Consider the following 25326-nt stretch of genomic DNA (forward strand, 5'->3'; position numbering starts at 1 on the left):
GCGGCCATCATTGGCGTGATTTTCGGGCTTGACGCGCGGTGTAAATGCCAAAAGCCACCACCGCCAAGGTGACGACCAACATGAGCAAGGTGGCCGCAGCGTAAATTGACGGGTTCACACCGCGCCTTGCATAGCTGAAGATCACCTGTGGCAAGGTGGTCACGCCAGGACCAGACAAAAACTCGGACACAACCACATCGTCAAAAGAAAGTGTGAAGGTCAGCAACCAACCCGCCAGCAATGCCTGGGAGATATTGGGCAAAGTCACCAAAAAGAAGACTTGCCCAGGGCGACAGCCCAGGTCCATCGCGGCCTCCTCTAGCGAGCGGTCCATGTCCTTGAGTCGTGATTGGATCACCACCGTGGCGTAAGCCATACCCAGCAGAACATGCCCCAACACAATGGTGGTCATGCCGCGGTCAGGCCATCCCAAGCTCCGTTGGGCGCTGACCGACAACAACAGCAGCGACAAACCAATGATGACCTCGGGCATGATCAAAGGCGCATTCAGCATGGCCGTGAAGACGTTTCGGCCTCGAAATTGCGTGTATCGCACCAGGGTGTAGGCTGCCAGTGTGGCGAGCACCACGGACAAAGTAGCGCTGACGAAAGCGACCTTCAAGGAGACCAGAAAACCCTCTAGCAAGCGTGAATCATTGGCCAGTGCTTCGTACCAGCGCAAAGAAAAGCCCGTGAACCGACTGTCCTGACGGGTGCTGTTGAAGGAAAAAACCACCAGGAACAACAGAGGCGCGAACAAGAATCCATAGACCAAACCCATCCAGAGTTTGCCGATGTGAGCATGCATCCAGCGTTTCATGAATGCTCCTTTTCGGCTTGACGGGCCACTTTGGCGTTGTACCAAGCCAAAGGCACGACCACCCCCAAAATCATGATCACAGCCAACGCAGAGGCACGCGGCCAGTTGTTGCTGCTGAACATCTCGTCCCAGACCACCCGTCCAATCATCACGTTTTCTGCCCCACCGAGCAAAGAGGGGATCACAAACTCACCCAAACAGGGGATGAACACCAACATGGAGCCTGCAACGATGCCCGAACGGCTCAGGGGCACGGTCACCAACCAGAAGGATTTCCAAGGACTGGCACCCAAATCATGCGCAGCTTCGAGCAGTCGTGGGTCCAGTTTGACCAGGTTGGCATACAAAGGCAGAACCATGAAGGGCAAGTAAACATAGGTCATGCCCACCAGCATGGAGACATCGGTGTAGAGCATTTGAATAGGCTCGTGGATCAAGCCCAGTGCCATCAAGACGTTATTGACGATGCCTTGGTCGGCCAAGATCCCTTTCCATGCGTAGACACGCAGTAAAAATGAAGTCCAAAAAGGGAGCATCACCAACATCAACAAAATTGGCCGTATGGTGGCGCTGGAGCGTGCCAGAAAATAAGCGAATGGATAGCCCAAAAAGAGGCAAAAAACGGTGGTCCAAAAGGCGTACTTGAGCGACAGCAGGTACGAGTTGATATAGAGCGTGTCGCCCCACCGGCCGTCGCTGTCGACAAAAAGACTGAGGTAGTGGCTGAGTTTGAGGTTCAGCTTCCAGCCGCCTGGCTCCGTGTGGCTGAGCAGCGGTGCAAAAGGGTTGAGTTGCTCGCCCATGTCGGTGACGCTCAAGCGCAGCAAGATCAAAAAGGGCGCAGCAAAAAACACCCATAACCAAACCGTGGGAATGCCCACCACCGTGCGTCGACCCAGTCGCAAACGCTCGACCATGCGGGACAAAAGTTGGATCATGTGGTCAAGAGCACACCAGCTTGTGTGTCCCAAAAACAAGAAACCCTGTCACCCCAGACGATGTCGTCCTCATGGTTGCGGCTTCTGTTGGTTTGGGTGACTTTGATCACGCTGTCATCGGGCAGTTTCACCACATAAGTGCTGTAACTGCCCATATAGGCGATCTCGCTGACCACACCCGAGACGACGTTGGCAGAGCCCGCAGAGCCCGAGTCGGGTGGGCGTTTGTCGATGCGGATTTTTTCAGGTCGAACGGCCAGAGATACGGCCATACCTGCCGGGTGTGAGGAGCCGTGGCCCAGGGTGAAATGGCCTTGGGGCGTCTGGACCTCGGATTGGCTGGCGTTGGCCAGGGTCAGCTGACCGTCAAACAAGTTGATGTTGCCAATGAAGTCAGCTACGAAGCGGCAATTGGGGGCTTCGTATATTTCGGTGGGGCTGCCCAATTGCAAAATTCGGCCATGGCTCATGACTGCAATGCGCGAGGCCATGGTCATGGCCTCTTCCTGGTCGTGTGTGACCATGACACAGGTCACACCAATGGACTCGATGATGTTGACCAATTCAAATTGTGTTTGTTCACGCAGTTTTTTGTCCAGCGCACCCAGGGGCTCGTCCAGCAGCAACAGTTGGGGTTTGCGTGCCAGGCTTCGGGCCAAGGCCACGCGTTGTTGTTGCCCTCCAGACAGTTGGTGGGGTTTGCGGGATGCGAACTGTTGCAGCTGCACCAATTCGAGCATGGCAGTCACCCGTTCGGCCATCGCGTCCTTGTCCATGCCCATACGGCGCAGTCCAAAGGCGATGTTGTCCCAAACTGTCAAGTGGGGGAACAAGGCATAGGACTGGAACATCATGTTGATGGGCCGCTCGTAAGGGGGCAGCAAACTGATGTCCTGGCCGCCCAAGAAAATTTGTCCGGATGACGGTGACTCGAAACCCGCCAGCATGCGCAGCAAAGTGGATTTGCCGCAGCCTGAGCTGCCCAGCAAGGCAAAAATTTCACCTTTACCAATGTCCAGTGAGACATCATCCACGGCCAGGACGCTGTCATAACGCTTACTCAGATTCTGAATGCGAAGGAAGCCAAGCGGGTCGGGCGGGGTGAGGGTCATGGAAGGATCTTTCGGGTCAAAACAAAAGGCTGTGCACGCGCTCGTCACAGCCTTTTGTCAGGTGCCAGCCAGATGGGCGGGCGTCACTTGCCTTGTTTGAAGGCCGTGTAGACCGAAGTCAGGGACTCGCGGGTCGCGTTGGACAGGCTCGAAGGCGAGACCGCGAGTTGCAGATTGGCTTCATCTAGAAAGACGCTCTTGTTTTGACCGACTTCGGGTGTCACTTGGGCCACGCTGGCTTTGTTGGCCGTGGGATAGCTCAGTTCATTAGTCAAAGAGGCAGACACTTCTGGCTTCAGGAAGTAATTGATGAACGCCATGGCGTTGTTGGGGTGTTTGGCATCTTTGGGGATGGCCAAGTTGTCAAAAAACAGCAAACCGCCTGTTTTGGGCAACATGGCCTCGATGTCGTGACCGCTTTTGTTTTCGATGGCACGGCTGCGGGCGATGTTGATGTCGCCAGCCCAGCCCAGCGCAACGCAAGCTTTGCCGCCGGCCAAGTCATCGATCATGGTGCTAGAAAAGAGACGGATGTCCTTGCGCACCTTGGCCAGCATCTCGCCAGCCGCCTTGTGATCGGCTGTCTCAGCCGAATAAGCGTCCTTGCCGATGTAGTGCAAAGCAGGAGGCATCACCTCCGTGGGGGAGTCCAGGTAGGCAATGCCGCAAGATTTGAGTTTGCTGGTGTAGGTCGGGTTGAAGACCAAGTCCCAGGCGTTCTCAGGCATGGGTGTGTTGCCCAAAGCCTTGGTCACTTTGCCTTTGTTGATACCCACTGTGGTGAAACTCCAAGCCCAGGGCACCAAATGGGCGTTGCCGGGGTCGACTTTGTCGAGCTTGGCCATGATGGCGCCGTCCAGATTGGCCAAGTTTGGGATTTGAGACTTGTCCAATGGTTGCAACAAACCTGCATCGATTTGGGACTTGGCAAACACTGCGCCCGGCACCACGATGTCATAACCTGAGTTGCCTGCGATCAACTTGGCTTGCAGAGCTTCGTTGTTTTCAAAGGTCTGGTAATTGACTTTGATGCCACTTTCTTTCTCAAAGTTGGCCACCATGTCTTCTGTGATGTAGTCAGGCCAGTTGTAGATGTTCAGCAGCTTCTCTTCGGTGTTGGTGGGGGCCGCTGCCGCTGCCGCCACAGGCGCCTGGGGTGCCTCTTCTTTTTTCCCGCAGGCAGTCAAGGTCAGTGCACACAAAGCGGTCAGTAGAAAACGTTTGTTCATGATCGTGAAAGCTCCTAAAAGTGTTGGGGCTGGTTTGGGCAGAAATAACTCAAAATTGACCTGCGCGCGATTGTATAAGAAGGCGCTTGGACCCGTTTTATTCGGGTAACCAAGGGTGGCAGAAGTCGTTTGAGCCTCTAGAGCGGTTGAAGGCTAGTGCGCTGAGAGTTCAAAAGACACTGGTGCGAGGGGTTCGAATTACAATCGAGGGTTGATATTTTTCTCTCTAGGAACCCTCACATGCCCATTTACGCCTACAAATGCGACGCCTGCGGCCATGCCAAGGATGTTCTGCAAAAAATGAGTGACGCCCCGCTGACCGACTGCCCGGCTTGCGGCGCTCCGAAATTCAACAAACAGCTCACCGCCCCGGGTTTTCAGCTCAAGGGCACAGGCTGGTACGCCACCGACTTCAAGGGCGGTGGTGCGGCCGCAGTGCCGGCCGCAGCGGGCACCGCAGCAGATACCGTCGCCGCACCGGCACCTGCCTCAGCACCTGCCAGCGACAGTGCAGCACCTGCCTCAACGGCCAGCGCTGCAGGCTGCGCCGCTTCTTGCGCTTGCCATTGATTTTTCTGAACGCTGACTTCACCGTTTTCCCCACCCCATGAAACACCGCAGCTTCAAACAGTATTTCGTCACCGGCTTGCTGGTGTGGCTGCCCATGGGAATCACCGTCTGGGTGATCATGTGGCTGGTGGGTATGCTCGACGCCATCTTTTTGGCGGTGCTGCATGCGGCCGACACCTTGATCCCGGGCGTGCACGCCAGCGCCGAATACCTGCGTGGCGTGCCGGGCTTGGGCGTGGCCATTGTGGCCGTGTTCATTTTTGCCACGGGCGTGTTTGTGGCCAACATGTTTGGCCAATGGTGGCTGCGCAAATGGCACGGTCTGATGAACCGCATACCTGTGGTGCGCAGCATCTACACCAGTGTCAAGCAGGTGGCCGACACCTTGTTTTCGGGCAGTGGCCATGCATTTTCCAAAGCTTTGTTGGTCCAGTACCCGCGTCAGGGCTCGTGGACCATTGCTTTTTTGACCGGCACGCCTGGTGGTGAAGTGGCCACGCACCTGAACCAGCCCATGGTCAGTGTCTACGTGCCCACCACGCCCAACCCCACCTCGGGCTTTTTCCTGATGATGCCCAAAGCCGATGTGGTGGAGCTGGACATGAGCGTGGATGACGCGCTCAAATACATCATCTCTATGGGGGTGGTCGTGCCCGGCACGCCTGCACCCAAACCCATTGCAGCCCAGCCCAAGTTGGGCTGAAGCCTTTTCCGAACCCCGCTCCTGCGAATCCAGAAAGTCCTACAACATGTCCATGCGTTCCCACTATTGCGGTCTGGTGACCGAAGCCCTGATCGGCCAAACCGTGAGCCTGTGTGGCTGGGTCAACCGCCGCCGTGACCACGGTGGTGTGATCTTCATCGACCTGCGCGACCGCGAAGGCTATGTCCAGGTGGTGTGCGACCCCGACCGCCCTGACATGTTCAAAGTCGCTGAAGACGTGCGCAACGAATATTGCGTGCAGATCAAAGGCATCGTGCGTGCGCGCCCAGACGGCACCAGCAACGAAGGCCTCAAAAGCGGCAAGATCGAAGTGCTGTGCCACGAGCTGATCGTGCTGAATGAATCGGTCACGCCACCGTTCCAGATTGACGAAGACAACCTGTCCGAGACCACCCGTCTCACGCACCGCGTGCTGGATCTGCGCCGCCCCTACATGCAAAACAACCTGATGCTGCGCTACAAGGTGGCCATGGAAGTGCGCAAGTACCTCGATGAAAACGGCTTTGTGGACATTGAAACCCCGATGCTCACCAAGAGCACACCCGAGGGCGCGCGCGACTATCTGGTGCCCAGCCGCGTGCACGACGGACAGTTCTTTGCACTGCCCCAGTCGCCCCAGTTGTTCAAGCAGCTGTTGATGGTGGCGGGCTACGACCGTTACTACCAGATCACCAAGTGCTTCCGCGACGAAGATCTGCGCGCCGATCGCCAGCCCGAATTCACCCAGATCGATATCGAAACTTCCTTCCTGACCGAAGAAGAAATCCGCGACATGTTCCAGGGCATGATCAAACGCGTGTTCCAAAAGACCATTGGTGTGGACCTTGGCGAGTTCCCGGTCATGACCTACCAGGACGCGATGCACATCTACGGCTCGGACAAGCCTGACCTGCGTGTGAAGTTGCAGTTCACCGAAGTGACCGACGTGATGGGCGATGTGGACTTCAAGGTGTTCTCCGGTGCTGCCAACATGAAAGGCGGCCGTGTGGTCGCCCTGCGCGTGCCTGGCGGCTCGGTCGAAGGCGGCGGCATCAGCCGTGGCGAAATCGATGCCTACACCGAGTTCGTCAAGATCTACGGTGCTAAGGGCTTGGCCTACATCCGCGTCAACGACCTGTCCAAAGGTCGTGACGGTTTGCAGTCCCCCATCGTCAAGAACATCCATGACGCCGCATTGAACGCAGTGTTGGAGCGTTCAGGCGCGCAAAACGGCGATTTGATTTTCTTCGGCGCAGACAAAGCCAAGATCGTGAACGACGCCATCGGCGCATTGCGAATCAAGATTGGTCACAGCGAGTTCGGCAAGAAGAATGGTTTGTTCGAAGACCGTTGGGCCCCCATGTGGGTGGTCGACTTCCCGATGTTCGAGTTCGACGACGAAAGCCAACGTTACACCGCCGTTCACCACCCCTTCACTGCGCCCAAAGACGGTCATGAAGACTGGATGGTCACTGCGCCCGAGAAGTGCATCTCTAAGGGCTACGACATGGTCCTGAACGGCTGGGAAATGGGCGGCGGCTCTGTGCGTATCCACCGCGCCGACGTGCAGCAAAAAGTGTTTGACGCCTTGAAGATCACGCCCGAAGAAGCCCAGCTCAAATTCGGCTTTTTGCTCGACGCCCTGCAATACGGCGCGCCACCACACGGTGGCCTGGCCTTCGGCCTGGACCGCATCGTCACGCTCATGACCGGTGCCGAGTCGATCCGCGATGTGATCGCCTTCCCCAAGACCCAACGTGCCCAGTGCCTGCTCACGCAAGCGCCAAGCCCAGTGGACGAGAAGCAATTGCGTGAATTGCACATCCGTCTGCGCAATGTGGATGCGGTCAAAGCCTAAGCGGCTCTGAGCCCTTCCCAACAGCAACGCCACCTTCGGGTGGCGTTGCTGTTGGTGGGGTTGCATTGTCTTGCCGACGCCGTCATCGCGCAGCAGCCTCAAGTCCAAAGCTTTTGTCGAGGATGGCGAAGGGCCCACAAAAAAGGCTTCAAAACCGAGGTCTTGAAGCCTTTGATGCCTGTATTCAACCTGACGCTGAACCAGAAATTTTGCAACGGCATTGCTGCCGTTTGCGGGGTTTGCAGGGCTTAGTAGCCGCCGCGACCGCCGCCGCCGTAGCCGCCACCGCCGGAGCGATCGCCGCCACCGCCGTAGCCGCCGCCACCGGAACGGTCACCGCCGCCGTAGCCGCCGCCACCGGAACGGCCACCGCCGCCGTAACCGCCACCACCACCGAAACCACCGGTGCGTGGAGGACGTGCCTCCATCGGACGGGCTTCGTTCACGGTGATGCTGCGACCACCCAAAGATTGGCCATTCATGCCGTTGATCGCGGCTTGGGCTTCGGCATCGCTGCCCATTTCCACAAAACCGAAACCTTTGGAGCGACCGGTGTCGCGTTCCATCATGACTTTGGCGCTGGTGATGGCGCCGAATTCGCCGAATGCCTGCTGCAGGTCTTCATCGCGAACGGTGTACGGCAGGTTGCCGACGTAAAGTTTATTGCCCATGGGGACTCCTGAAAAACACATGAAAACAAAAGCGATGGGGTCCCGAAAGCACAACAAACCTGAAAAGTGCCGCCGTAGCGCGCGAAACTGACCGATCACCTCAAATGTGACGTTTTATGGACGCGCACCATCAGATTATGGGGCATAGCATCCCGATAGCACCAAATATCGTCAATGTTTCGTGATAGACCTTGTTTTAATGGGCCCTCTTGTGCCGTTAACCAACACGAGACCCAATGCGCAGAGCGTGGGTTCATGAGAAAACTGCTTAACACCGAGCTTCAGCGCCAAACGCCTGTGCGCACCAACTCTTGCCGCAGCAAAGCCTGATAGCGCTGGTTGTGGACTGGGGTGGCCGAGTGGTAGGCGGCCACCCCAAACCAAGTGTTGCCGTGGCGCAGCATGACGCGTTTGAGGTGCCAGGCCGCCACATGTGTGGCTATGCAGGGGTCCAGCAGCCGATCGGGTGTGATGCCCCATTGCGCCAGTTCGCGAAAGTGGATTGAATTGATTTGGGCCATGCCCACATCGATGCTGCCATTGCGGTTGCGGCTCACCACATGGGGGCGCATGCCCGACTCCACTTGCAAAATGGCCCGCAGGATGTGCGGGTTCACGCCATGGCGCTGAGCGGCTGGCATCAGGCAGGGGTCAGCTGCGAGGCTGGCTGAAGGTATGACCCGGGCTGGTGCTTGGCGGTGAGCTGAGGCCTGCGCCCATGACAACATGCAAAGGCCAATCGCCGCAAGGGGCAGACGGTTGAAGCGCAACAAGGTGGGGGGCTGGCGAGTTGCGTTGCGGCTGGGTCGGCGGCTGTTCATGGGTTTGAATTTTGGGGGTGGGTCGCCAGGTTGCGGCTGAACCCTCTGGCTAGAGCCCATCACTGGTTTCCAGGTTCCGCCAGCCAGTAGAGTCAAAAATACTTGTTCTGAACATCGGCACGGTGATGGTTTTCTTGAATGCCATGCCTGCAAGGGGCAGCGGGTCCGTCACCTAACCTCAGAGCTGCAGGACTGAGACCAGCGGCAGATGGGCGGGTTGTTCGTAGTCGGCGATCAGCCAGGCGCGCTCGGTGTTTTGACCCTGTTGCGCCAAAAACGTTTGAAGGCTGCGGATGGAGGGCTGGTCCAGCGAGACAAAAGGCTGGTCGAGCAAGGTAACCATGGCTCCGCTGGCCAGCGCGGCTACCAGGCCCACTTTGCGGCGGCTGCCGGTCGAGAGCATGTTCAGCCGTTTGTCCAGATGGGGCGCCAACTGCAAGGCTTCGATCAGCTCGTTTTGCGTTTCATTGGACCAAGCAGGTAAAGACGCACGAAGCTGCGCCCAGCATTGCACGGGTGTGTTGTTGTCATGCAGCGGCAAACGCAGGTCGATCCAGAAAACCGCCGACGGCTGCGGCAGGCTCAAAGAGTGGGCCTGACTCGCCAAGCGCAGCTGCCCAGCCGAGGCGACCAGATCGCCGCTGAGCAAGCGCATCAAACTGGTCTTGCCCACGCCCTCGTCACCCAGCAAGGCCGACACACCTGCGGGCAGTTGTAGATCAAGATCGCAAAAAAGCGGTAGATCGCCCGGGCCACCGCTCAGGCCTGTCACGCTCAGCACGGGGTTGGCTGTTTTGTGCAGGGGGTCAAAAGTCTGTTTCAGCATGTCTTGAATGCTAGCAGCAGGCCCATTGAAGCCTTGTTTATGGAAGATGGATGCATTTGGTAAACACTTTTACACTTTGAAACAAATTATTTTTAGTGTTTTTAATTGTGAAATATAATTCTTAATATTTCAATTGGCTAATAACGGAAAACGAACATGTGCACAAGTAATTTGTTGGAGGTCAGCGAAAAGACAAATTCGGTCTTGGCCAGTTTGCATCGCAAGATCGGCGTGCTCTGCGTCATGGCGGGCATGTTGACTGGGGCTGCTGCATGGGCCCTGGATGCGCCAAAAGGGCCTGTGGTTCTGCAAGTGACGGGCTTGATTGAGGCACACAACCAGGGCAAAGTGGCTGCCTTGGACATGAAGGCCTTGCAGGCTTTGCCGCAAAAAAGCTTCACCACTCAGACCCCGTGGGATCAAAAACCCGTGACATTCAGTGGTCCCTTGCTGCGCGATGTCTTGCAGCTGGTCAAGTCCAAAGGTCAGCACATTCGGGCAGTGGCCCTCAACGATTACCGTGTGAAGCTGCCCGTGTCCGATGCGCTTGAGCACGATGTGGTGGTGGCTGTGCAAATGAATGGCCAGGCGATACCGGTGCGCACCAAAGGGCCTTTGTTCGTTATTTACCCCTTTGATTCCAAAAAAGAACTTCAGCACAAGACCTACTACGAGCGCTCCATTTGGCAGCTCAAGGCCATTGAGGTGGAGTGATGCAAGCGCGTGAGGCTGTGCCCGAGCGAGAAGGGTCGCAACACCTGGCACCGTCCCGATTCTTCTGGGGGCTGACCTTGGTGGCGGTCCTGGTGATCACGGCCTTGGTGGTGGCCACCACCGTGCAATGGCGTCAGGCCCAGGCCCTGGAGGCCGCAGCACGGCTGCAGGAAGACTCGCTCACGGCCATGACCACGAATCTGGAGCGTGAGGTGTGGCGTTTCGATGCAGCCATGAACCTGGCAGACCTTGCCCAACCAGACACGACGCAGTCAGACTTGGATGCGGAGCGGTCTTTGCGCTTTGATATTTTGGTCAGCCGCGTCAATTTGCTCCTCAACAGCCCCAGCCTTGCGCGGGTGCATCACCGTGAGGAATACACCTCATTGACCCCCCGATTGCTCGACTGGGTGGTCAGAGCCACACCTTTGGTTGACGGGCAAGACTGGGCATCGAACGCGTGGCCTGGACTCATGAAAGAGTTGCAGCAAATGGCTCCCGAGGTCCAGGCCCTGAACTCCGCCTCAGACATGGTGTTGGGTGAATGGGTGCAAAAACAAGTGGCCACCGTACGCGAACAAAGCCAATGGATCGCTTGGCTCACGTTGGCGCAAATCCTGGGTTTGGTGCTGGGCTCGGTGGGCCTGTACGTGCACGAGCGCAAGCAAAACCAGGCCCAAAGGGCGCAGCAGCGCTTGCATGCGCAGTTGATGCAAGCCAAGGAACAAGCCGAAAGTGCCAATCAGGGCAAAAGTCGATTCCTGGCCAATATGAGCCATGAGTTGCGTACACCTTTCAACGGCATATTGGGCATGCTGGGCTTGCTGGAAAAAACACAAAACGGCTCAGAACAAGCCGATTTGATTCAGACCGCCAAAGTCAGTGCCTCGCATTTATTGGCGGTGCTCAACGATGTGCTGGAGGTCTCGGCCCTGGAGGCAGGCAAAATCCAGGTGCATCCAGAGTCCACAGACATGGGCGATTTTTTGCAGGAAGTGCACCGATTCATGCGGGTGCAGGCACAGAACAAGGGCTTGCAATTGCATCTGACGGGGGACCTGCACAAGCCTTGTACGGTGATGGTCGACCCATTGCGTTTGCGGCAAATCTTGTTCAATGTGCTGAGCAATGGCATCAAGTACACCGATCAGGGGCAGGTCGATATCCGTGTGCGACGCGAGTCACTGGACGATGGTGTGCAATGGCAGATCGAGATCGCTGACACCGGCATCGGCATGAGTGAGGCCACCCAACAAGGTTTGTTTGAGCGCTTTCACTGGGGCGATGCTTCGCTCACGCGCAAACAATCAGGCTCGGGTCTGGGTCTGGAAATCTCCAGATCCTTGGCCCGCCTGATGGGCGGCGAGTTGAGTGCGCGCAGTCAACTGGGACAAGGTTCGGTGTTCACCCTGAGCTTGAAAACCCCTTGGGCGACTTTGTCTGTGGCCCATGTCACGGCACCTGAAATGAGTCAAGGTGTCCATCCTGTTGCGCAGCCACTCGATGCTGCAACCGTCAGTGAGTCCTTGCGTGTTTTGGTAGCGGAAGACCATCCGGTCAACCGTAAAGTGGTGGGCTTGTTGTTGCAAAGCATGGGCCACCAAGTCAGTTTTGCCGAAGACGGTCAACAAGCGCTCACGCAGGCCAGCCAGTCTGATTTCGATCTGGTGCTGATGGACATCCACATGCCGGTCATGGATGGCCTGAGCAGCGCTCGCCACATTCGTGCCTTGCCGGGTGAGCGGGGGCAGGTGCCCATCGTGGCGCTCACGGCCGATGTGATGAACGATGTGGCTGACCAATCGATGGCTGCGGGCATGAACGCGTTTTTGTCCAAACCCTTACAAAAAACACAGCTGCAGGCCGTCATGCCGCTCAAGCGGCGCCAGGCTTGATGCGCTAAACGGCGCGCATCGACGCATTCATCAGAGGGCTGACTACAATGAATTGATCTGCTGGTCTTTCATTTCGAGTCTGCCCCGTCCATGACGCAACCGCTCTGCCCATCGCCTGCGCCCTTCAAAATTCCGGAGTCGGTGCTGGTGGTCATTCACACGCCCGAGCAAGACGTCTTGCTGATCCGGCGTGCTGACTGGGGCACCTGGCAATCGGTCACGGGCAGCAAAGACCACCTCAAAGAAAGCTGGCTGGAGACGGCCATCCGCGAGGTGCAGGAAGAAACCGGCATCGATGCCCGGCACCCGAGCTGCCACTTGCGAGACTGGCAACTTGAAAACGTGTACGACATTTACCCTGCCTGGCGCTGGCGCTATGCGCCCGGTGTGAGCCGCAACACCGAGCGGGTGTTTGGTCTGTGTGTGCCGCATCGCATCGACGTGGTGCTCAGCCCCCGCGAGCACACCGACGCGCAGTGGCTGCCCTGGCATGCTGCGGCTGACCAGTGCTTTTCCCCCTCGAACGCCGAAGCCATCTTGATGTTGCCGCGTTTCGTAACGACCGCTCCGTCATGAAGCCCGAACGCCACGAACACCCGGTTTTGCGGGTGGCCACCTACAACATCCACAAAGGCGTGCAGGGCCTGGGACCGGCGCGGCGTCTGGAGATCCACAACCTGGGCCACGCGGTTGAGCAACTTGACGCCGACATCGTATGCTTGCAAGAGGTGCGTCGCGAGCACCGTCGCGAGGCGGCTTATTTCAGGCACTGGCCCAGCCAGCCGCAAGCCGAGTATTTGGCCCCAGAGGGTTACGAGGCCATTTACCGCACCAATGCCATCACGCGCCATGGCGAGCATGGCAACGCCATGCTTTCGCGCTGGCCAGTGCTCTCGCACCAGCACCGTGACATTTCGGACCACCGCTTTGAGCAACGCGGTTTTTTGCATACCCAGGTCGAGGTGGTGGACCGTGTGGTGCATGTGCTGGTGGTGCACCTGGGGCTGGTGCCGGCCAGCCGTGTACGTCAAGTGGGTTGGCTGTTGGCACACATTGCGCAAGACATTCCGGTCCACGAGCCGGTGCTGGTGGCGGGCGACTTCAATGACTGGGGTACGGGCCTGGGTCGACGCATGGCGCAGGCCGGGTTTCGGGAGTGGCGCGAGCAACCCACGCCCACCTACCCCTCGCGCTTGCCCTTGAACCAGCTCGACCATGTGTACGCCCGAGGCCTTACGCCTGTGCATGCCATGGTGCCTTCGGGGCGCATCTGGCAGCGCATGTCCGACCATTTGCCGCTGGTGGCCGAATTTGCGTGGAACGACTGAGCATGCGGCACAACCCTGCGCTGCGTGACGGTCATCAGATCCGGCTCATCGAGGGGGGGCAGCATTACTTTGAAACACTGGTGGCGGCCCTGGATCAGGCGCGCTCTCACGTGTTGCTCGAGACTTACATTTTTGATGTGCATGGTGCTGCCGCCATGGTGGCCGAAGCGCTGGAGCGGGCGGCCTTGCGTGGTGTGCGGGTGTGGCTGGTGGTTGACGGTGTGGGCACCCCCCAGCTGCCCGAGGTTTGGCGCACCCGCTTTGCCCAAGCGGGGGTCGATTGGCGGGTGTATGCGCCTTTGGGCACCTTGGGTTTGCTCATCCCCAGCCGTTGGCGGCGGCTGCACCGCAAACTGTGTGTGGTGGACGGGCACACCGCCTTTTGCGGCGGCATCAACATTCTGGATGACTGGTACGACCCCCACCACGGCCACTTGGTCCGGCCCCGGTTGGATTTCGCTGTGGTTGCGCAGGGGGAGCTGGTGGGCCACATTCAAAACAGCATGATCCAGCTTTGGTGGCGCTTGCAGGGCGCACAGCATGCCCGTGAACGAAAAATTCCACAGGCGCTGCGATCCTTCAAAACCGCAGGCCTGCCCCTGCCATGGAAACAACCCTTGCCCCTGCCTGATGGTTCTCCGCCACCGAGCCGGGCCGCTTTGCTTCTGCGCGACAACGTCCTGCATCGCAGTCAAATTGAACGCGCTTACCTCAAGGCCATAGGACTGTCCCGGCACGAGGTTTTGATCGCCAACGCCTACTTTTTGCCGGGTCGCAGGTTGCGTCAGGCCTTGATTCATGCCGCACGGCGCGGCGTGCGCGTGCGCTTGCTGTTGCAAGGCCGTTATGAATACTTCATGCAATACCACGCAGCCCGCCCGGTTTATGGCGCTTTACTGGCCGCTGGGGTTGAAATTTACGAATACAACGCGAGTTTCTTGCACGCCAAAGTCGCCGTGGTCGACCCGGATGCTGAACGACCCTGGGCCACCGTCGGGTCGTCCAATCTGGACCCGCTGAGTCTTTTGCTCGCCCGAGAGGCCAATGTGGTGGTGGCTGACCGCTTGTTCGCGCAGCAACTGCACCAGCGGTTGAGTCAGCTGATCGACGCGCAAAGTACCCGTGTTTCAGCCACTTTCAGCCAAAGACATTGGCACCAGCATTTGCGGGACCGGTTGGCGTTTGGCCTGATGCGCTTGGCGCTTTTCCTGACAGGCCACCGCTACTGAAGTGCATTTGATGGGGCTGCAAAGGTGTGAAAAGGGGCAAACCCCTGATCCGTGTGCGCTGATCAATCGCTGTTACGATCATTGCCATGTTAATGAAAACTCCAGACGCCATGAAAGCTTCTGCTACATCACCCGAAGACGAAGGCGTTCCCGTTTCCGTCAAGATCCGCGAGCGCATCCAAGCTGCCCGCAAACGCTTCCATGCCAACGACAACATCGCCGAATTCATCGAGCCCGGTGAGTTGGAGAAGCTGCTGGACGAAGTCACAGGCAAAATGGCCGGCGTGCTCGACAGCCTGGTCATCGACACCGTGAACGACCACAACACGGGAGATACCGCCCGCCGTGTGGCCAAGATGTACCTCAAAGAAGTGTTCAAGGGCCGTTATGTTGAAGGCCCCGAGATCACCGAGTTCCCCAATGCAGAGCACCTCAATGAGCTGATGATCGTCGGCCCCATCACCGTGCGCAGCGCCTGCAGCCACCACTTTTGTCCTGTGATCGGCAAGATCTGGATCGGCGTGTTGCCCAACGAACACACCAATGTGATCGGCTTGTCCAAATATGCCCGCTTGGCCGAATGGATCATGGGCCGCCCCCAGATTCAGGAGGAAGCCGTGGTTCAACTGGCCGACCTGATCCAGCGCAAAACCCAACCCGACGGCCTGGCCATCGTGATGGAAGCGAGCCACTACTGCATGGGCTGGCGTGGCGTGAAGGACATGGACAGCAAGATGATCAACTCGGTCATGCGCGGTGCTTTCCTCAAAGACCCCAACCTGCGCCGTGAATTTTTGTCATTGATTCCGAAAAAGGACTGACCATGTTGGTACGCCTGCTTTACGCCAGCCGTGCGGTGGACACGCGCCCCGATACGATCGAATCCATTTTGGCCCAGTCTCGCCAGTTCAACCCGACCAGCGGCATCACCGGCATTCTTTGTTACGGCGGCGGCATCTTTTTACAAGCCATTGAAGGCGGTCGCAACGCGGTGAGCGAGTTGTACGGCCACATTCAGAAAGACGTCCGCCACAAGGATGTGGTGTTGCTGCATTACGAAGAAATTTCCGAACGCCGTTTTGGCGGCTGGACCATGGGGCAAGTCGATGCGTCGCGCGTCAACACCAACATCTTGCTCAAGTATTCCGAGCGTGCTGAGCTGGACCCGTACAACGTGTCTGGCAAAGTCTCGTTGGCCTTGCTCGAAGAGCTGATGGCCACGGCCTCCATCATCGGGCGCGCCTGAAAGCATGCAGCTCATCGGCTGCGATTTCTCCAGCAGCCCCAGCAAGCGCAAACCCATTGTGCTGGCGCTGGGCCAGGCCCGGCAGAGTAGGGTGCAGCTGCAAGCCCTGCAGACCTTTGACACCTTGAACGCTTTGGGTGACTGGCTGGCTCAGCCCGCTGATTGGGTGGGTGGTTTTGACTTGCCATTTGGCTTGCCGCGAGAGTTGGTTGAGACCCTGGTCTGGCCTACCAACTGGGCCGCCTGCATGGACCATTACTGCGCCTTGGAGCGTGCCCAAATTCGCGAGCAGTTTGCAGCGTTTTGTAACGCTCGCCCCGTAGGCGGCAAGTTCGCTCACCGCGCCGCCGACCACCCCGCAGGCTCCAGCCCGTCCATGAAATGGGTCAACCCGCCCGTGGCCTACATGCTGCACACGGGCGTGCCGCTGTTGCGGCAAGCCGGTGTTCACCTGCCTGGTTTGCATGTGGGTGACGCCCGCCGCGTGGCGCTGGAGGCCTACCCTGGCTTGCTGGCGCGTGAGGTGCTGGGCAACACCAGCTACAAAAGCGACGACAAAGCCAAACAAACCCCCGAGCGCCTGCTGGCCCGGCGCGAACTGCTGAGCGCCCTGGAGCGCGGCCAGACCCGCTTGGGCCTGCGCCTGGTGGCCAGCAACGCGCTGCTGGGGCGTCTTGCCGATGACGCCAGCGGCGATGCCCTTGACGCCACCTTGTGCCTGATGCAAGCGGCCTGGGCGCAGCAACAGCACGAGGCTGGGCACCCTCAATATGGATTGCCACCCTGTGATCCTCTGGAAGGCTGGATCGTGACGGCGTGATGGGCACCTTGCAGTGGTCTTATCATCCTGCACTTATCCATCTTGCCGTCACAACATGAATACCACGACCATCTTGCAGCTTGCCAAGGCCACCCAGTCTGGTTCATTGCCCTTTCCCGAGATCGTGGGCCGGTTGATTCAGGAGCAGGTCGAGTACTACCTGGTGGATTACCGGTCACAAGAGTTCAGGTTTTACGGTGTTCATGGCGGTGTCGTGACCGCACCTTTGGTCTTTGAATGCCTGCCCGATGTGCTCGACAGCTTCGACTTGCCGTCCCTCAAGCTTTCGATTCACGATAGTCAAGTCAATGGACAAAGCTTCCGTGACTTTTCTTCTCGAGCTATGCGCGCAGGTGTGCAGTCGTATTGCGCATTTCTCAGAGGTCAGCGTGTCCTGTATCTGGGGCGTCAAGGGGATCATCATGTTGAGTGGTTTCCCGGGGCGGTCCCGGTGGACCAATCTTCCTTAACGAATCGGTAAGCAAGCGCATTCTTTTCTTTCTGAATTTCAATGTCCTGCATCAATGAATCTGTCCGCGAAGCCGCCCGCAATAGCGTGCTTTGCTGGCTGGCCACAGTGGATGCCCAGGCCCAGCCCAATGTCTCACCCAAAGAAGTCTGGGCCATCGCGGACGAGCAGCATGTGGTGGTGGCGAACATCGCATCACCCATGTCAGTCCGCAACATCGCGCATCAGCCGCAGGTGTGCTTGAGCTTTGTCGATGTGTTCGTGCAAAAGGGCTTCAAGCTGGTGGGCACCGCCCATGAGGTTCAAGTTGAAAACCCAGCGTTTGCCGCTTGGGCTGCCCCGCTGCTGGCCATGGTGGGGCAGCGCTTTGTCATCCACAGTGTGCTGGTCATTCGTGTCACTTCCGTGGGCGCTATCGTGGCGCCCAGCTACCGGTTTTTCCCGAATGAAACCAGCGAGGCTTCGCAAATCGAAGCGGCCATGCGCACCTACGGGGTTCGGCCCATGGCCTGAGGCTGCATGCTGACACGTCGCCAGGGTACAAGCCGTTACGATAGCCACACCCATTCAGGAGTTGCAGATGACAACACAAGGTTTCGTGGTGACCCATGCCAAGGACGCGCAGTTTGACAAAGGGCTACGCTCTTTTTTTGAATACCGTGACTTGGGTCTCAAGCAGGCCACGGGAGGGCGGGTGACGGCCAGCGTGATCCGGGCGGCTGGGGGACAAGATTTTTCGAGCCAAGCGCATTTTCACAAGACGCAGTTCCAACTGGTTTATGTGCTCAAGGGCTGGATCGAGTTCGAGTACGAGGGCCAGGGCGTGGTGCGATTGGAGGCGGGTTCGTGTGTGCACCAGCCGCCTGAAATTCGCCACCGCGAACTGGGGCACAGCCACGACGTGGAGCTGCTGGAGGTGGTGTTGCCCGCCGACTTTGACACCGTGACGGTGGACGACGTGAACCCGAAAGAGGCTTGAGCCGATGTTCCGCAGCTTCTTTCTCTCTCGCCGCTGGGCCTTGTGGGCCTGGGGTGGTTTGTTGGTGTTGGTGGCGCTGGTGTTCATCACGGTGCAGCAGACGGTGCGGCTGAACACCTGGTACGGCGAGTTTTATGACCTGCTGCAAAAGCCCGAGCAGGCGGGGGGGCTGGAAAAGTTCTGGGGCTTCATGCTGCAATTTGCGTGGATCGCTTTTCCATTTATGCTGCTGCGCAGCCTGGAGACGTATCTGGCCTCGCACTACGCATTCCGTTGGCGTCAGGCCATGACCGAGGATTACCTGCCGCGCTGGCAGGGCACCGATGCCAACGTAGAGGGTGCGTCGCAGCGAATTCAGGAAGACTGCATGCGCTTTGCCCGCCAGACCGAAAACCTGGGCCTTGGGCTGGTGCGTGCGCTGCTCACGCTGGTGTCCTTCATTCCGATTTTGTGGGCCTTGTCTGCGGGCATGGCCATTGCCTGGTTGCAGTTTGAGGGTTCGCTGTTTTGGGTCGCCTTGATCACGGCTGTGGGGGGGACGGTGCTGTCGTGGTTTGTGGGCATTCGTCTGCCAGGGCTGGAGTACAACAACCAACGCACCGAAGCCGCGTTGCGCAAGGATTTGGTGTACGCCGAAGACGAACGCAATCGCATGGATTTGCCCACGGTGCTGGAGTTGTTCATGGGGGTGCGGCTGAATAATTTCCGGTTGTTCAACCATTACGCCTACTTCCATTTGTGGAGCAATTTTTACGGTCAAACGATGGTGATTTTTCCCTTTTTGCTGATGGGGCCATCTTTGTTCACGGGTTTGATCACCTTGGGGGTGATCCAGCAGGTGAGCAACGCCTTTGGCAAAGTCAATGACGCGTTTTCTTACCTGATTGACCGTTGGACTGACATCACGGAGCTGCGCTCGATCTACAAACGCTTGTCGGAGTTTGAAAAGGCGTTGATATAAAACCTCGCTTGAAAATCAATATTGAGCTATTTGGTTTAAATTTTTTGGGTGTGTGGGTACACTTGAAGACCGTTTCAACCTTTATGGCAGGTCTCACATGGAATCCGCTTCACGCTTTTTTCGCCGTACCTCCCCGGTTCAGGGTCTGCAACACGTCACGCTAATCTGTGCCGTGGGGTGTTTGCTGGCCTGGGCCACGCCTGTTGGGGCGCAAACCGGCAGGGGCGCCATCCCGCCTGCTTCGTCTGGCCCCGCAGTGGTGGTGACGCCAATTCCTGAGGCCGTGGCGCACGAGCCCCAAGCCCAAGCACAGGCCCCAACCCAAACCCCGGCTGAAGGCGGTTTGCAACTGTTTGGCGTGACCTTGAGCACGGCCACACGTGCCGACGTGCGTCAAGCCATCCGACATGAGGACTTGAAGCCCCAGCGTGAGGACGATGCCTTCCAGGAAGACATTTACGAAGCCCTCAACTGGATGCCTGGTTTGCTCCAGATGAAATTCAGTTATGCGCCACAGGGGCAAAGGCTGGCGCGGGTGGACTACGTGTTCATGACCTTCTCTGACAACGCCCATGTGGAGGATGTGAAACTGCGCATCGAGGGCCGGTTTGGCCGCCCCCAGCGCGTGACGGGCCGCGAGCAAAGCGGACCGTATCAAGCAGTGTGGCGCTTGCCAGACCAGATGGAAATCTTCGTGGCGCGTGAATGGCCCCAAAAAACCACCCAGCTGCGTTTCACCAACCTGCCGGTTTGGGCTCAGATGCAGTCGGATTCGGTCCGAGAGGGAGGACAGGTGGTTCGGCGTGAGAAAAACCAGAACAATCAAGCTTTGCCTGTTTGGGTTTCACGCTGATGGTGGTTTTCGCAGCCCTAGAGCCTCAGCTGCACGCTCATGTGGCCTGAAAGCTCTCAAATGGCCGCTGCCGCGATGTCGTCCGGCAACGGCGTCAATTGCGCCAGGGCTTGCAGGGCTTCGGCATCGGTGCGATAGAGCTGCAGGCAGGGGCTCTCGGCCAACTCTCCTGCTCGGCGCAAGGTGGTTTCTACGGGCAGCTTGATCCCGCTGATGTGCAGCGTGATGCCGCGACTGCTCAGTTGGCGGTGCAGCTGCCCAAAGGTCTCCACGCCCGTCACGTCGATGCGGTTGATGGGTTGAGCGAACAGACAAACATGCAACACATCAGGGTGGCGGGCCAAGTGGTCGGTGATGGCGCGGTCAAAGTCGCTGGCGGCAGCAAAATCGAGTTCGGCGTCCATGCGCAGCGCGTACAACTGGGGGGCCAAGGGGGGCAATTTCCACAGATGCCGATCGCGCAGGCTGCCGTCAGGGTGCAGGCCTACCTCAATGATGCGCGGGTGCAAGCGGGTGTGCAAAAAGTGGCTCAGGCCCACCAGCACCCCGGTCATCACGCCCCAGTAAATGCGCGGTGCGGTCAATAAGGTCATGGCAAAGGTGATGCCGGCCGTCATGGTCTCGATGCGACCCACGCGCCAGAGGCTCAAGAACTGGCGTGGCTGGAACAAATTGAGCACAGCCACGATCACAGCCGCTGACATGACCGAGCGGGGCACAAATTGCAGCGCGGGCATGAGGATGAGCAAAGCCAGCAGCACAAAGCCCACCGAAGCGACTACCGCCCAGCCCGATCGCGCCCCGGCGTACAGCATGAGGGCCGAGCGTGAAAACGAAGTGCTGGTGGCAAAGCTGCCCGAAAAAGCTGACGCGATTTTGGCCAGACCTTGGCTGAAGAGCTCGGTGCTGTCGTCCCAGCGCTTACCGTCGCGCCTGCATTCGATACGGGCACTCGAAGCTGTTTCCAGAAAACTCACCAGCGCGATCACCATGGCAGGCACCCACAGCTGGTTGAACCTGTCCAGGCCCGGCCACTCTGGCCAATAAAAATCGGGCAGGCCCGAGGGCAGCAGGCCGACCACTGCGCCATGGTCCTGGTAATCGGTGGCATAGGCGATGGCCGATGCAATGCCCATGACGATCATGATGCCGGGCCAGCGTGGCTTGAAACGACGCAGTAGCAATAGCACGGCCAAGCTGGCGAGGCCGAACAGCGCGGGCCAACTGCTCAGCCAAGTAGGCCAGGTTTGCACGTCCCAGCTCCAGGCTTTCACGCCCAGCAAGCCGGGCACTTGCGAGGCCATGATGAGCAAGGACGCGGCCTGGGTGAAGCCCGTCATGACCGGGGCACTGACCAGGTTGATGAGCCAGCCGTAATGTCCCAAGCCCAGCAGCAGTTGAAGGGCCCCCGACAGCAGCGACAACCACACCGCCAGCGCCACCCATTCTGGCGAGCCTGGTTCGGCCATGCCCGTGAGCGAAGCACTGATCAGCACGCATGTGAGCGCAGCCGGGCCGACCGACAAGCGGTTGGCGCTGCCAAACAGCACGGCCAGCAAAGCGGGGATCAGGCAGGTGTAAAGCCCCGTGACCAGCGGCATGCCGGCCAAGCCCGCGTAGGCTACGGCCTGCGGGATCATGACCAGCGCCACCGTCAGGCCCGCCAGCACTTCAGTGCGGGCCAAGGGGCCTGTCAAACGAGGCCAGTGGCGGAAAGTCAAAAAGCGTTGCATGTCAGGCATGCCCGATCTTAGCTGCCAAGGTTTCAGCGCTGAGGCATGTCTTTGACAGAGTAGCCCAGGCTGACGGTCGCGTCTTCGGGGATCGCGGGCACCGTGGCGTCCCACGCTTCCCAAGCTTGGCGCATGGCGTTCAGTCTGGCGGGCTCGCGCTGGGCCAGGTTGGCCCGCTCGCGTTCGTCGCCCGGGATGTGGAACAAATAGTCGTTGCCGTCCACTCGCAGGTATTTGTAGTCGCCCATGCGAAGGGCACGTTGGCCCCGGTGGTTCATGCGCCAGTACAAGGAGCGCTCGAACTGGTGCTGGGCGTCGCGCAGCACAGGCAGCATGGACACACCGTCTAAGGGCAAGTCGTCCCGTGCCTTGGCCCCGGCCAGCTCCACCATGGTGGCCGACCAGTCCATGGTCATGCAGTGCTGAGTGGATGTGCCGCCCGGCGCGATGACGGCGGGCCAGTGCGCGATCCAGGGCACTCGGATGCCGCCTTCGGTCAGGTCCATTTTGCCGCCCACCAAAGGCCAGTTATCAGAAAAACGCTCGCCGCCGTTGTCGCTGGTAAAGACGATCAGGGTGTTATCAAGCTGACCTGATTTTCTCAATGCCTCCACCACCCATCCAATGCCTTCGTCCATGTGGTGGATCATGCGCTGGTAGGTGTGGATGTTGCCGCCGTGCAGGTGGAACAGGTTGTCTTTGACTTCTTGCGCCAGCGCGTGGTCCTCGCGGGTTTCCCAAGGCCAGTGTGGCGCGGTGTAGTGCAGGCTCAAAAAGAAAGGCGTGCCATGCGCAGCGCTCGGGGCCATGCGGTTCACAAAGTCCACTGCCTTGTGCGAGATCAGGTCCGTGAGGTAGCCGTCTTCGTGCTTTTCTTCTTCGTTGGTGTAGAGATCGTGCGTGCCGTTGTTGCTGGCGTGGGTGAAGTAGTCAACGCCACCCGACATGGGGCCAAAAAATTCTTCGTAGCCCGACTTGAGGGGGCTGAAGTGCGGCGGATAGCCCAGGTGCCATTTGCCGATCAGCGCTGTGCGGTAACCGCTGGCTTTGAGCAGGGAAGGCAGCGTGGGGTGCTCTGGCGGGAGACCCAGCACGGCGCTGCCTTTGCTCTTGCTGTTGATGGGCTCATCAGCCCCGCCGCGCATGCGGTACTGGTATCGAGCGGTCATCAGCGCAAAGCGGGTGGGTGAGCACACAGGCGAGTTGGCATAACCTTGCGTGAACTTGAGGCCGTTGGCTGCAAGTTGGTCGAGCACGGGTGAGACTTTGCCGAACTTCGCGTCGCGGCCGCCGTAGCAGCCGAGATCGGCAAAGCCGAGGTCATCGGCCACGATGAAGATGATGTTGGGGCGCTGGGTCATGGGAGGATGTTTGTTCGCTTCAGTCCAGTTGCACGCCTGTGGCCTTGATGGGTTTTTCCCAGCGGTTCAGATCGGCTTTTTGTGCAGCGGCCAATTCGGTTGAGCTGGAGCCAATGGGCTCATAACCGAGTTTGACCATTTTTTCTTTCATGGCCGGTTGGCGGGCTATCTTCATCATGGCTTTTTCCAGGCGGCTGAGCGCCTCGGCATGCAGGCCTGCCGGGCCGTACATGGCAAACCATGCGGTGGCTTCCATGTTGATGCCCGACTCTTGGAGCGTGGGCACTTCTGGCACTTGCGCATCGCGTTTTGAGCCCGTGACGGCGATGATGCGCACCTTGCCCGATCGGTGCAGTTCTGCAGTTTCCGAGACCACGTCAAACTTGTAGCCGATGTGACCACCCAGCAAGGCGTTGTTGGCCGGAGCACCGCCTTGGAAGGGAATGTGGTTGAGCGCGATGCCTGCCGATTGCTCCAGCAAAACCCCCATGAAGTGCGGCAAGGTGCCGGCGCCGGGTGTGCCGTAGCTGGCAGAAGCCGGGTCGGATTTGGCTTTGGCCGTCATTTCGGTCACGTTTTTCACGTTGCTGGCGGGACCGGACACCACGCCAAACTGAAAGCGTGCAATTTGCGAAATGGGTGTGAAGTCTTTCACCGCGTCGTAGTCGAGTTTCTTGTAAACGTGTGGAAACAGCACCATGGGACCGCTGGGCAAAATGATCACGGTCTGGCCATCGGGTTTGGCCGCTTTGGTCATGTTCAGGGCGATGCGCCCGCCTGCGCCGGGTTTGTTGTCCACCACGATGGTGCCAAAGTCGTCGCGCAGTGCATTGGCCACCATGCGGGCCAGCACATCGGCCGAGCCGCCCGGCGGAAAGCCGACCAAGATTTTGAGTGGGGGCTTTTCTTGGGCCTGCAGGCTGGGTGTGAGCACGGCCAGGGACAGGGCAGCCAAGCCCAGAGTTCGACGAGTCAGTCGGCTGATGTGATGCATGTTTGTCTCCAGATGGGTGGCACAAAAGTCCCGGGTTTTCGGTCTTTGTGAAGCCACAATGTAGGGCCTGCCATGACAATTGTTCTAATCAATCATCCCCCCCGGAAAACCCTGATGCCGCTGTCACCGTCTCAAAGACTGGCCTCCATTGACGACCTGCTGCTTTACCGCTTGGGCCGCTTGTCTGCCACTGCAGGGGCCCTGGTGGTGCGGCTGTGTGAAGGTGGGTATGGCATCACGCGGCGGGAATGGGCGGTGGTGGCACAGTTGTATGAAAACGGCGCCTTACCCCCTTCGGTGCTGGCTGAGCGCATGCACCGCGACAGAGCCCGCACCTCACGCGCTTTGACCGCCTTGGCCAAAAAACAACTCGTGTTGCGCACGGTGACGCCGGGTGACCGGCGCGGTGCGCGTGTCGAATTGACATCCGCTGGGCGACAGCTGTACGACGATTTGATGCCGCGCATCCAGGCCATCAATGGCCAGATTTTGAGTGCCTTGCAAGCCGATGAAGTGGTGCAGTTCGACGACGCGCTGGCGCGTTTGCAGGCTCGCGCCCAATCCTTGGCGGTCGAGCTCAGTCCCAATTGGCCCCGTGCCAACCGCAGGCGCGGCCCGTTGGCACGGAGCCCCGTATGAGGGCTTGGCTATGGAGTGTGCTTTGGATTTTTTGCGTGGGGGGCGCTGGTGCAGACCAGCTCAAGCCGCCGAACCAAGCCCAAGCTGAGGCCGAAGTTTGGACCGGTTGGGTCAGCTGGGTGATGGACGGTGACACGGTGTTGGTGGTGCGCTCTGGCCAGAAAGAGCCGGTCAAGCTGCGCCTGGATGCCGTGGATGCGCCTGAAACCTGTCAGCCCGGCGGCTCTGCGGCACGCGACGCCATGATCGCGCTGGCGCTGCGCAAGCCGGTTCAAGTGCAGTCGCTGGGGCACGACAGCTATGGGCGGGACATCGGCCGATTGTCGGTGGAGGGGGTGGACTTGGGCGCTGAAATGGTGCGCACAGGGATGGCCTGGGCCTACAGGTTTCGCACGGGTCGGGGGCCCTATGCCGCCTTGCAGCGACAGGCGCAAAAGGAAAAGCGCGGGTTATTTGCCGGGCGCGAAGCCCCGATGTCACCGGCTTTGTTCAGGAAGTTCAACGGCCGCTGCCCGGCCTCTTGAGCGGGTGGGCTCAACCGCAAGATCGCTCGCAGC

At 58.9% G+C, this 25326-nt stretch carries 28 protein-coding genes; 18 read left to right on the plus strand and 10 right to left on the minus strand.

The features are described 5' to 3' along the window. Positions 1-7 precede the first annotated feature (7 nt). From B9Z50_RS10530 to B9Z50_RS10545, 4 genes are all read right to left on the minus strand, one after another. Positions 8-820, minus strand: a complete 813-nt coding sequence (locus tag B9Z50_RS10530; protein ID WP_108364087.1) for an ABC transporter permease — start codon at positions 818-820, stop codon at positions 8-10. Next, on the minus strand, positions 817-1758 hold the full coding sequence (locus B9Z50_RS10535) for an ABC transporter permease (RefSeq protein ID WP_108364089.1): 942 nt from the start codon (positions 1756-1758) through the stop codon (positions 817-819). The genes B9Z50_RS10530 and B9Z50_RS10535 overlap by 4 nt, the downstream gene beginning before the upstream one ends. Continuing rightward, positions 1755-2870, minus strand: a complete 1116-nt coding sequence (locus B9Z50_RS10540) for an ABC transporter ATP-binding protein (protein WP_108364091.1) — start codon at positions 2868-2870, stop codon at positions 1755-1757. Before B9Z50_RS10540 ends, B9Z50_RS10535 begins: the two co-directional genes overlap by 4 nt. Before the next feature lie 83 nt (positions 2871-2953). After that, positions 2954-4099 carry an extracellular solute-binding protein gene (locus B9Z50_RS10545; RefSeq protein WP_108364093.1) on the minus strand — a complete coding sequence of 382 codons (1146 nt, stop codon included), beginning with the start codon at positions 4097-4099 and terminating at the stop codon, positions 2954-2956. Between the two features lie 240 nt (positions 4100-4339). On the opposite strand from B9Z50_RS10545, the gene B9Z50_RS10550 reads away from it, so the two are divergent. Genes B9Z50_RS10550 through aspS form a run of 3 tightly spaced genes read left to right on the plus strand, consistent with a single transcriptional unit; the run spans position 4340 to position 7230 of the window. Continuing rightward, a complete protein-coding gene (locus B9Z50_RS10550; protein WP_108364095.1) occupies positions 4340-4669 on the plus strand; it encodes an FmdB family zinc ribbon protein in 330 nt (109 codons plus the stop codon). Positions 4670-4706: 37 nt separating this feature from the next. Further along, complete coding sequence (locus B9Z50_RS10555) at positions 4707-5372, plus strand: DUF502 domain-containing protein (protein WP_108364097.1); 666 nt, start codon at positions 4707-4709, stop codon at positions 5370-5372. A 46-nt stretch (positions 5373-5418) separates the two neighbouring features. Next, on the plus strand, positions 5419-7230 hold the full coding sequence (aspS, locus tag B9Z50_RS10560) for an aspartate--tRNA ligase (protein WP_108364099.1): 1812 nt from the start codon (positions 5419-5421) through the stop codon (positions 7228-7230). A 248-nt stretch (positions 7231-7478) separates the two neighbouring features. Here aspS and B9Z50_RS10570 read toward each other — a convergent pair whose 3' ends face one another. The 3 genes from B9Z50_RS10570 to B9Z50_RS10580 all read right to left on the minus strand — a co-directional run bounded on the left by B9Z50_RS10570 (position 7479) and on the right by B9Z50_RS10580 (position 9548). Further along, the gene (locus tag B9Z50_RS10570) at positions 7479-7901 is read right to left on the minus strand and encodes an RNA-binding protein (RefSeq protein ID WP_108364103.1); all 423 of its coding nucleotides are present in this window, start codon (positions 7899-7901) and stop codon (positions 7479-7481) included. A 281-nt stretch (positions 7902-8182) separates the two neighbouring features. Continuing rightward, positions 8183-8722, minus strand: coding sequence for a lytic transglycosylase domain-containing protein (locus B9Z50_RS10575; RefSeq protein WP_158270662.1), 540 nt, complete (start codon positions 8720-8722; stop codon positions 8183-8185). A 178-nt stretch (positions 8723-8900) separates the two neighbouring features. Continuing rightward, positions 8901-9548, minus strand: coding sequence for an ATP-binding cassette domain-containing protein (locus tag B9Z50_RS10580; RefSeq protein WP_108364107.1), 648 nt, complete (start codon positions 9546-9548; stop codon positions 8901-8903). A gap of 156 nt (positions 9549-9704) precedes the next feature. On the opposite strand from B9Z50_RS10580, the gene B9Z50_RS10585 reads away from it, so the two are divergent. The 13 genes from B9Z50_RS10585 (at position 9705) to B9Z50_RS10645 (ending at position 20042) form a co-directional block, all read left to right on the plus strand. Then, positions 9705-10262 (plus strand): molybdopterin-dependent oxidoreductase, encoded by a 558-nt coding sequence (locus B9Z50_RS10585; protein WP_233249831.1) that lies wholly within the window; start codon positions 9705-9707, stop codon positions 10260-10262. Continuing rightward, a complete protein-coding gene (locus B9Z50_RS10590) occupies positions 10262-12157 on the plus strand; it encodes a response regulator (RefSeq protein WP_108364109.1) in 1896 nt (631 codons plus the stop codon). The genes B9Z50_RS10585 and B9Z50_RS10590 overlap by 1 nt, the downstream gene beginning before the upstream one ends. A gap of 90 nt (positions 12158-12247) precedes the next feature. Continuing rightward, positions 12248-12733, plus strand: a complete 486-nt coding sequence (gene nudB / locus B9Z50_RS10595) for a dihydroneopterin triphosphate diphosphatase (protein WP_108364111.1) — start codon at positions 12248-12250, stop codon at positions 12731-12733. Further along, positions 12730-13485 carry an endonuclease/exonuclease/phosphatase family protein gene (locus B9Z50_RS10600; RefSeq protein WP_108364113.1) on the plus strand — a complete coding sequence of 252 codons (756 nt, stop codon included), beginning with the start codon at positions 12730-12732 and terminating at the stop codon, positions 13483-13485. Before nudB ends, B9Z50_RS10600 begins: the two co-directional genes overlap by 4 nt. A gap of 2 nt (positions 13486-13487) precedes the next feature. Then, positions 13488-14714: a cardiolipin synthase ClsB gene (gene clsB, locus B9Z50_RS10605; protein ID WP_108364115.1), complete on the plus strand. Its 1227-nt coding sequence runs from the start codon at positions 13488-13490 to the stop codon at positions 14712-14714. Positions 14715-14806: 92 nt separating this feature from the next. Further along, positions 14807-15535 carry a GTP cyclohydrolase I gene (gene folE, locus B9Z50_RS10610; protein WP_108364117.1) on the plus strand — a complete coding sequence of 243 codons (729 nt, stop codon included), beginning with the start codon at positions 14807-14809 and terminating at the stop codon, positions 15533-15535. A gap of 2 nt (positions 15536-15537) precedes the next feature. Further along, complete coding sequence (locus B9Z50_RS10615; RefSeq protein ID WP_108364119.1) at positions 15538-15960, plus strand: BLUF domain-containing protein; 423 nt, start codon at positions 15538-15540, stop codon at positions 15958-15960. Positions 15961-15964: 4 nt separating this feature from the next. Next, entirely contained in the window at positions 15965-16780 is an 816-nt protein-coding gene (locus B9Z50_RS10620; protein WP_108364121.1) for a DUF429 domain-containing protein, read from the plus strand. 55 nt (positions 16781-16835) lie between these two features. Next, positions 16836-17261: a DUF1398 domain-containing protein gene (locus tag B9Z50_RS10625; protein WP_108364123.1), complete on the plus strand. Its 426-nt coding sequence runs from the start codon at positions 16836-16838 to the stop codon at positions 17259-17261. A 30-nt stretch (positions 17262-17291) separates the two neighbouring features. Continuing rightward, on the plus strand, positions 17292-17762 hold the full coding sequence (locus B9Z50_RS10630; RefSeq protein WP_108364125.1) for a pyridoxamine 5'-phosphate oxidase family protein: 471 nt from the start codon (positions 17292-17294) through the stop codon (positions 17760-17762). Positions 17763-17829: 67 nt separating this feature from the next. Then, entirely contained in the window at positions 17830-18228 is a 399-nt protein-coding gene (locus B9Z50_RS10635; RefSeq protein ID WP_108364127.1) for a cupin domain-containing protein, read from the plus strand. A gap of 4 nt (positions 18229-18232) precedes the next feature. Then, positions 18233-19189 (plus strand): putative transporter, encoded by a 957-nt coding sequence (locus B9Z50_RS10640; protein WP_108364129.1) that lies wholly within the window; start codon positions 18233-18235, stop codon positions 19187-19189. Between the two features lie 97 nt (positions 19190-19286). Beyond that, on the plus strand, positions 19287-20042 hold the full coding sequence (locus B9Z50_RS10645; RefSeq protein WP_108364131.1) for a hypothetical protein: 756 nt from the start codon (positions 19287-19289) through the stop codon (positions 20040-20042). Positions 20043-20098: 56 nt separating this feature from the next. Here B9Z50_RS10645 and B9Z50_RS10650 read toward each other — a convergent pair whose 3' ends face one another. From B9Z50_RS10650 to B9Z50_RS10660, 3 genes are read right to left on the minus strand one after another with little or no spacing between them, the layout of a single operon-like run. Then, positions 20099-21784 (minus strand): SulP family inorganic anion transporter, encoded by a 1686-nt coding sequence (locus B9Z50_RS10650; RefSeq protein WP_108364133.1) that lies wholly within the window; start codon positions 21782-21784, stop codon positions 20099-20101. A gap of 23 nt (positions 21785-21807) precedes the next feature. After that, complete coding sequence (locus B9Z50_RS10655; RefSeq protein ID WP_108364135.1) at positions 21808-23136, minus strand: sulfatase; 1329 nt, start codon at positions 23134-23136, stop codon at positions 21808-21810. A 19-nt stretch (positions 23137-23155) separates the two neighbouring features. Next, entirely contained in the window at positions 23156-24130 is a 975-nt protein-coding gene (locus B9Z50_RS10660; RefSeq protein ID WP_108364137.1) for a tripartite tricarboxylate transporter substrate binding protein, read from the minus strand. A 114-nt stretch (positions 24131-24244) separates the two neighbouring features. Between B9Z50_RS10660 and B9Z50_RS10665 the strand changes: the two genes are divergently transcribed. Further along, positions 24245-24769, plus strand: coding sequence for a MarR family winged helix-turn-helix transcriptional regulator (locus tag B9Z50_RS10665; RefSeq protein ID WP_108364139.1), 525 nt, complete (start codon positions 24245-24247; stop codon positions 24767-24769). Then, entirely contained in the window at positions 24766-25293 is a 528-nt protein-coding gene (locus tag B9Z50_RS10670) for a thermonuclease family protein (RefSeq protein WP_233249832.1), read from the plus strand. The genes B9Z50_RS10665 and B9Z50_RS10670 overlap by 4 nt, the downstream gene beginning before the upstream one ends. The last annotated feature ends 33 nt before the right edge of the window (positions 25294-25326 follow it).

Source organism: Limnohabitans sp. Bal53, from assembly GCF_003063355.1.
Lineage (GTDB): Bacteria > Pseudomonadota > Gammaproteobacteria > Burkholderiales > Burkholderiaceae_C > Limnohabitans_A.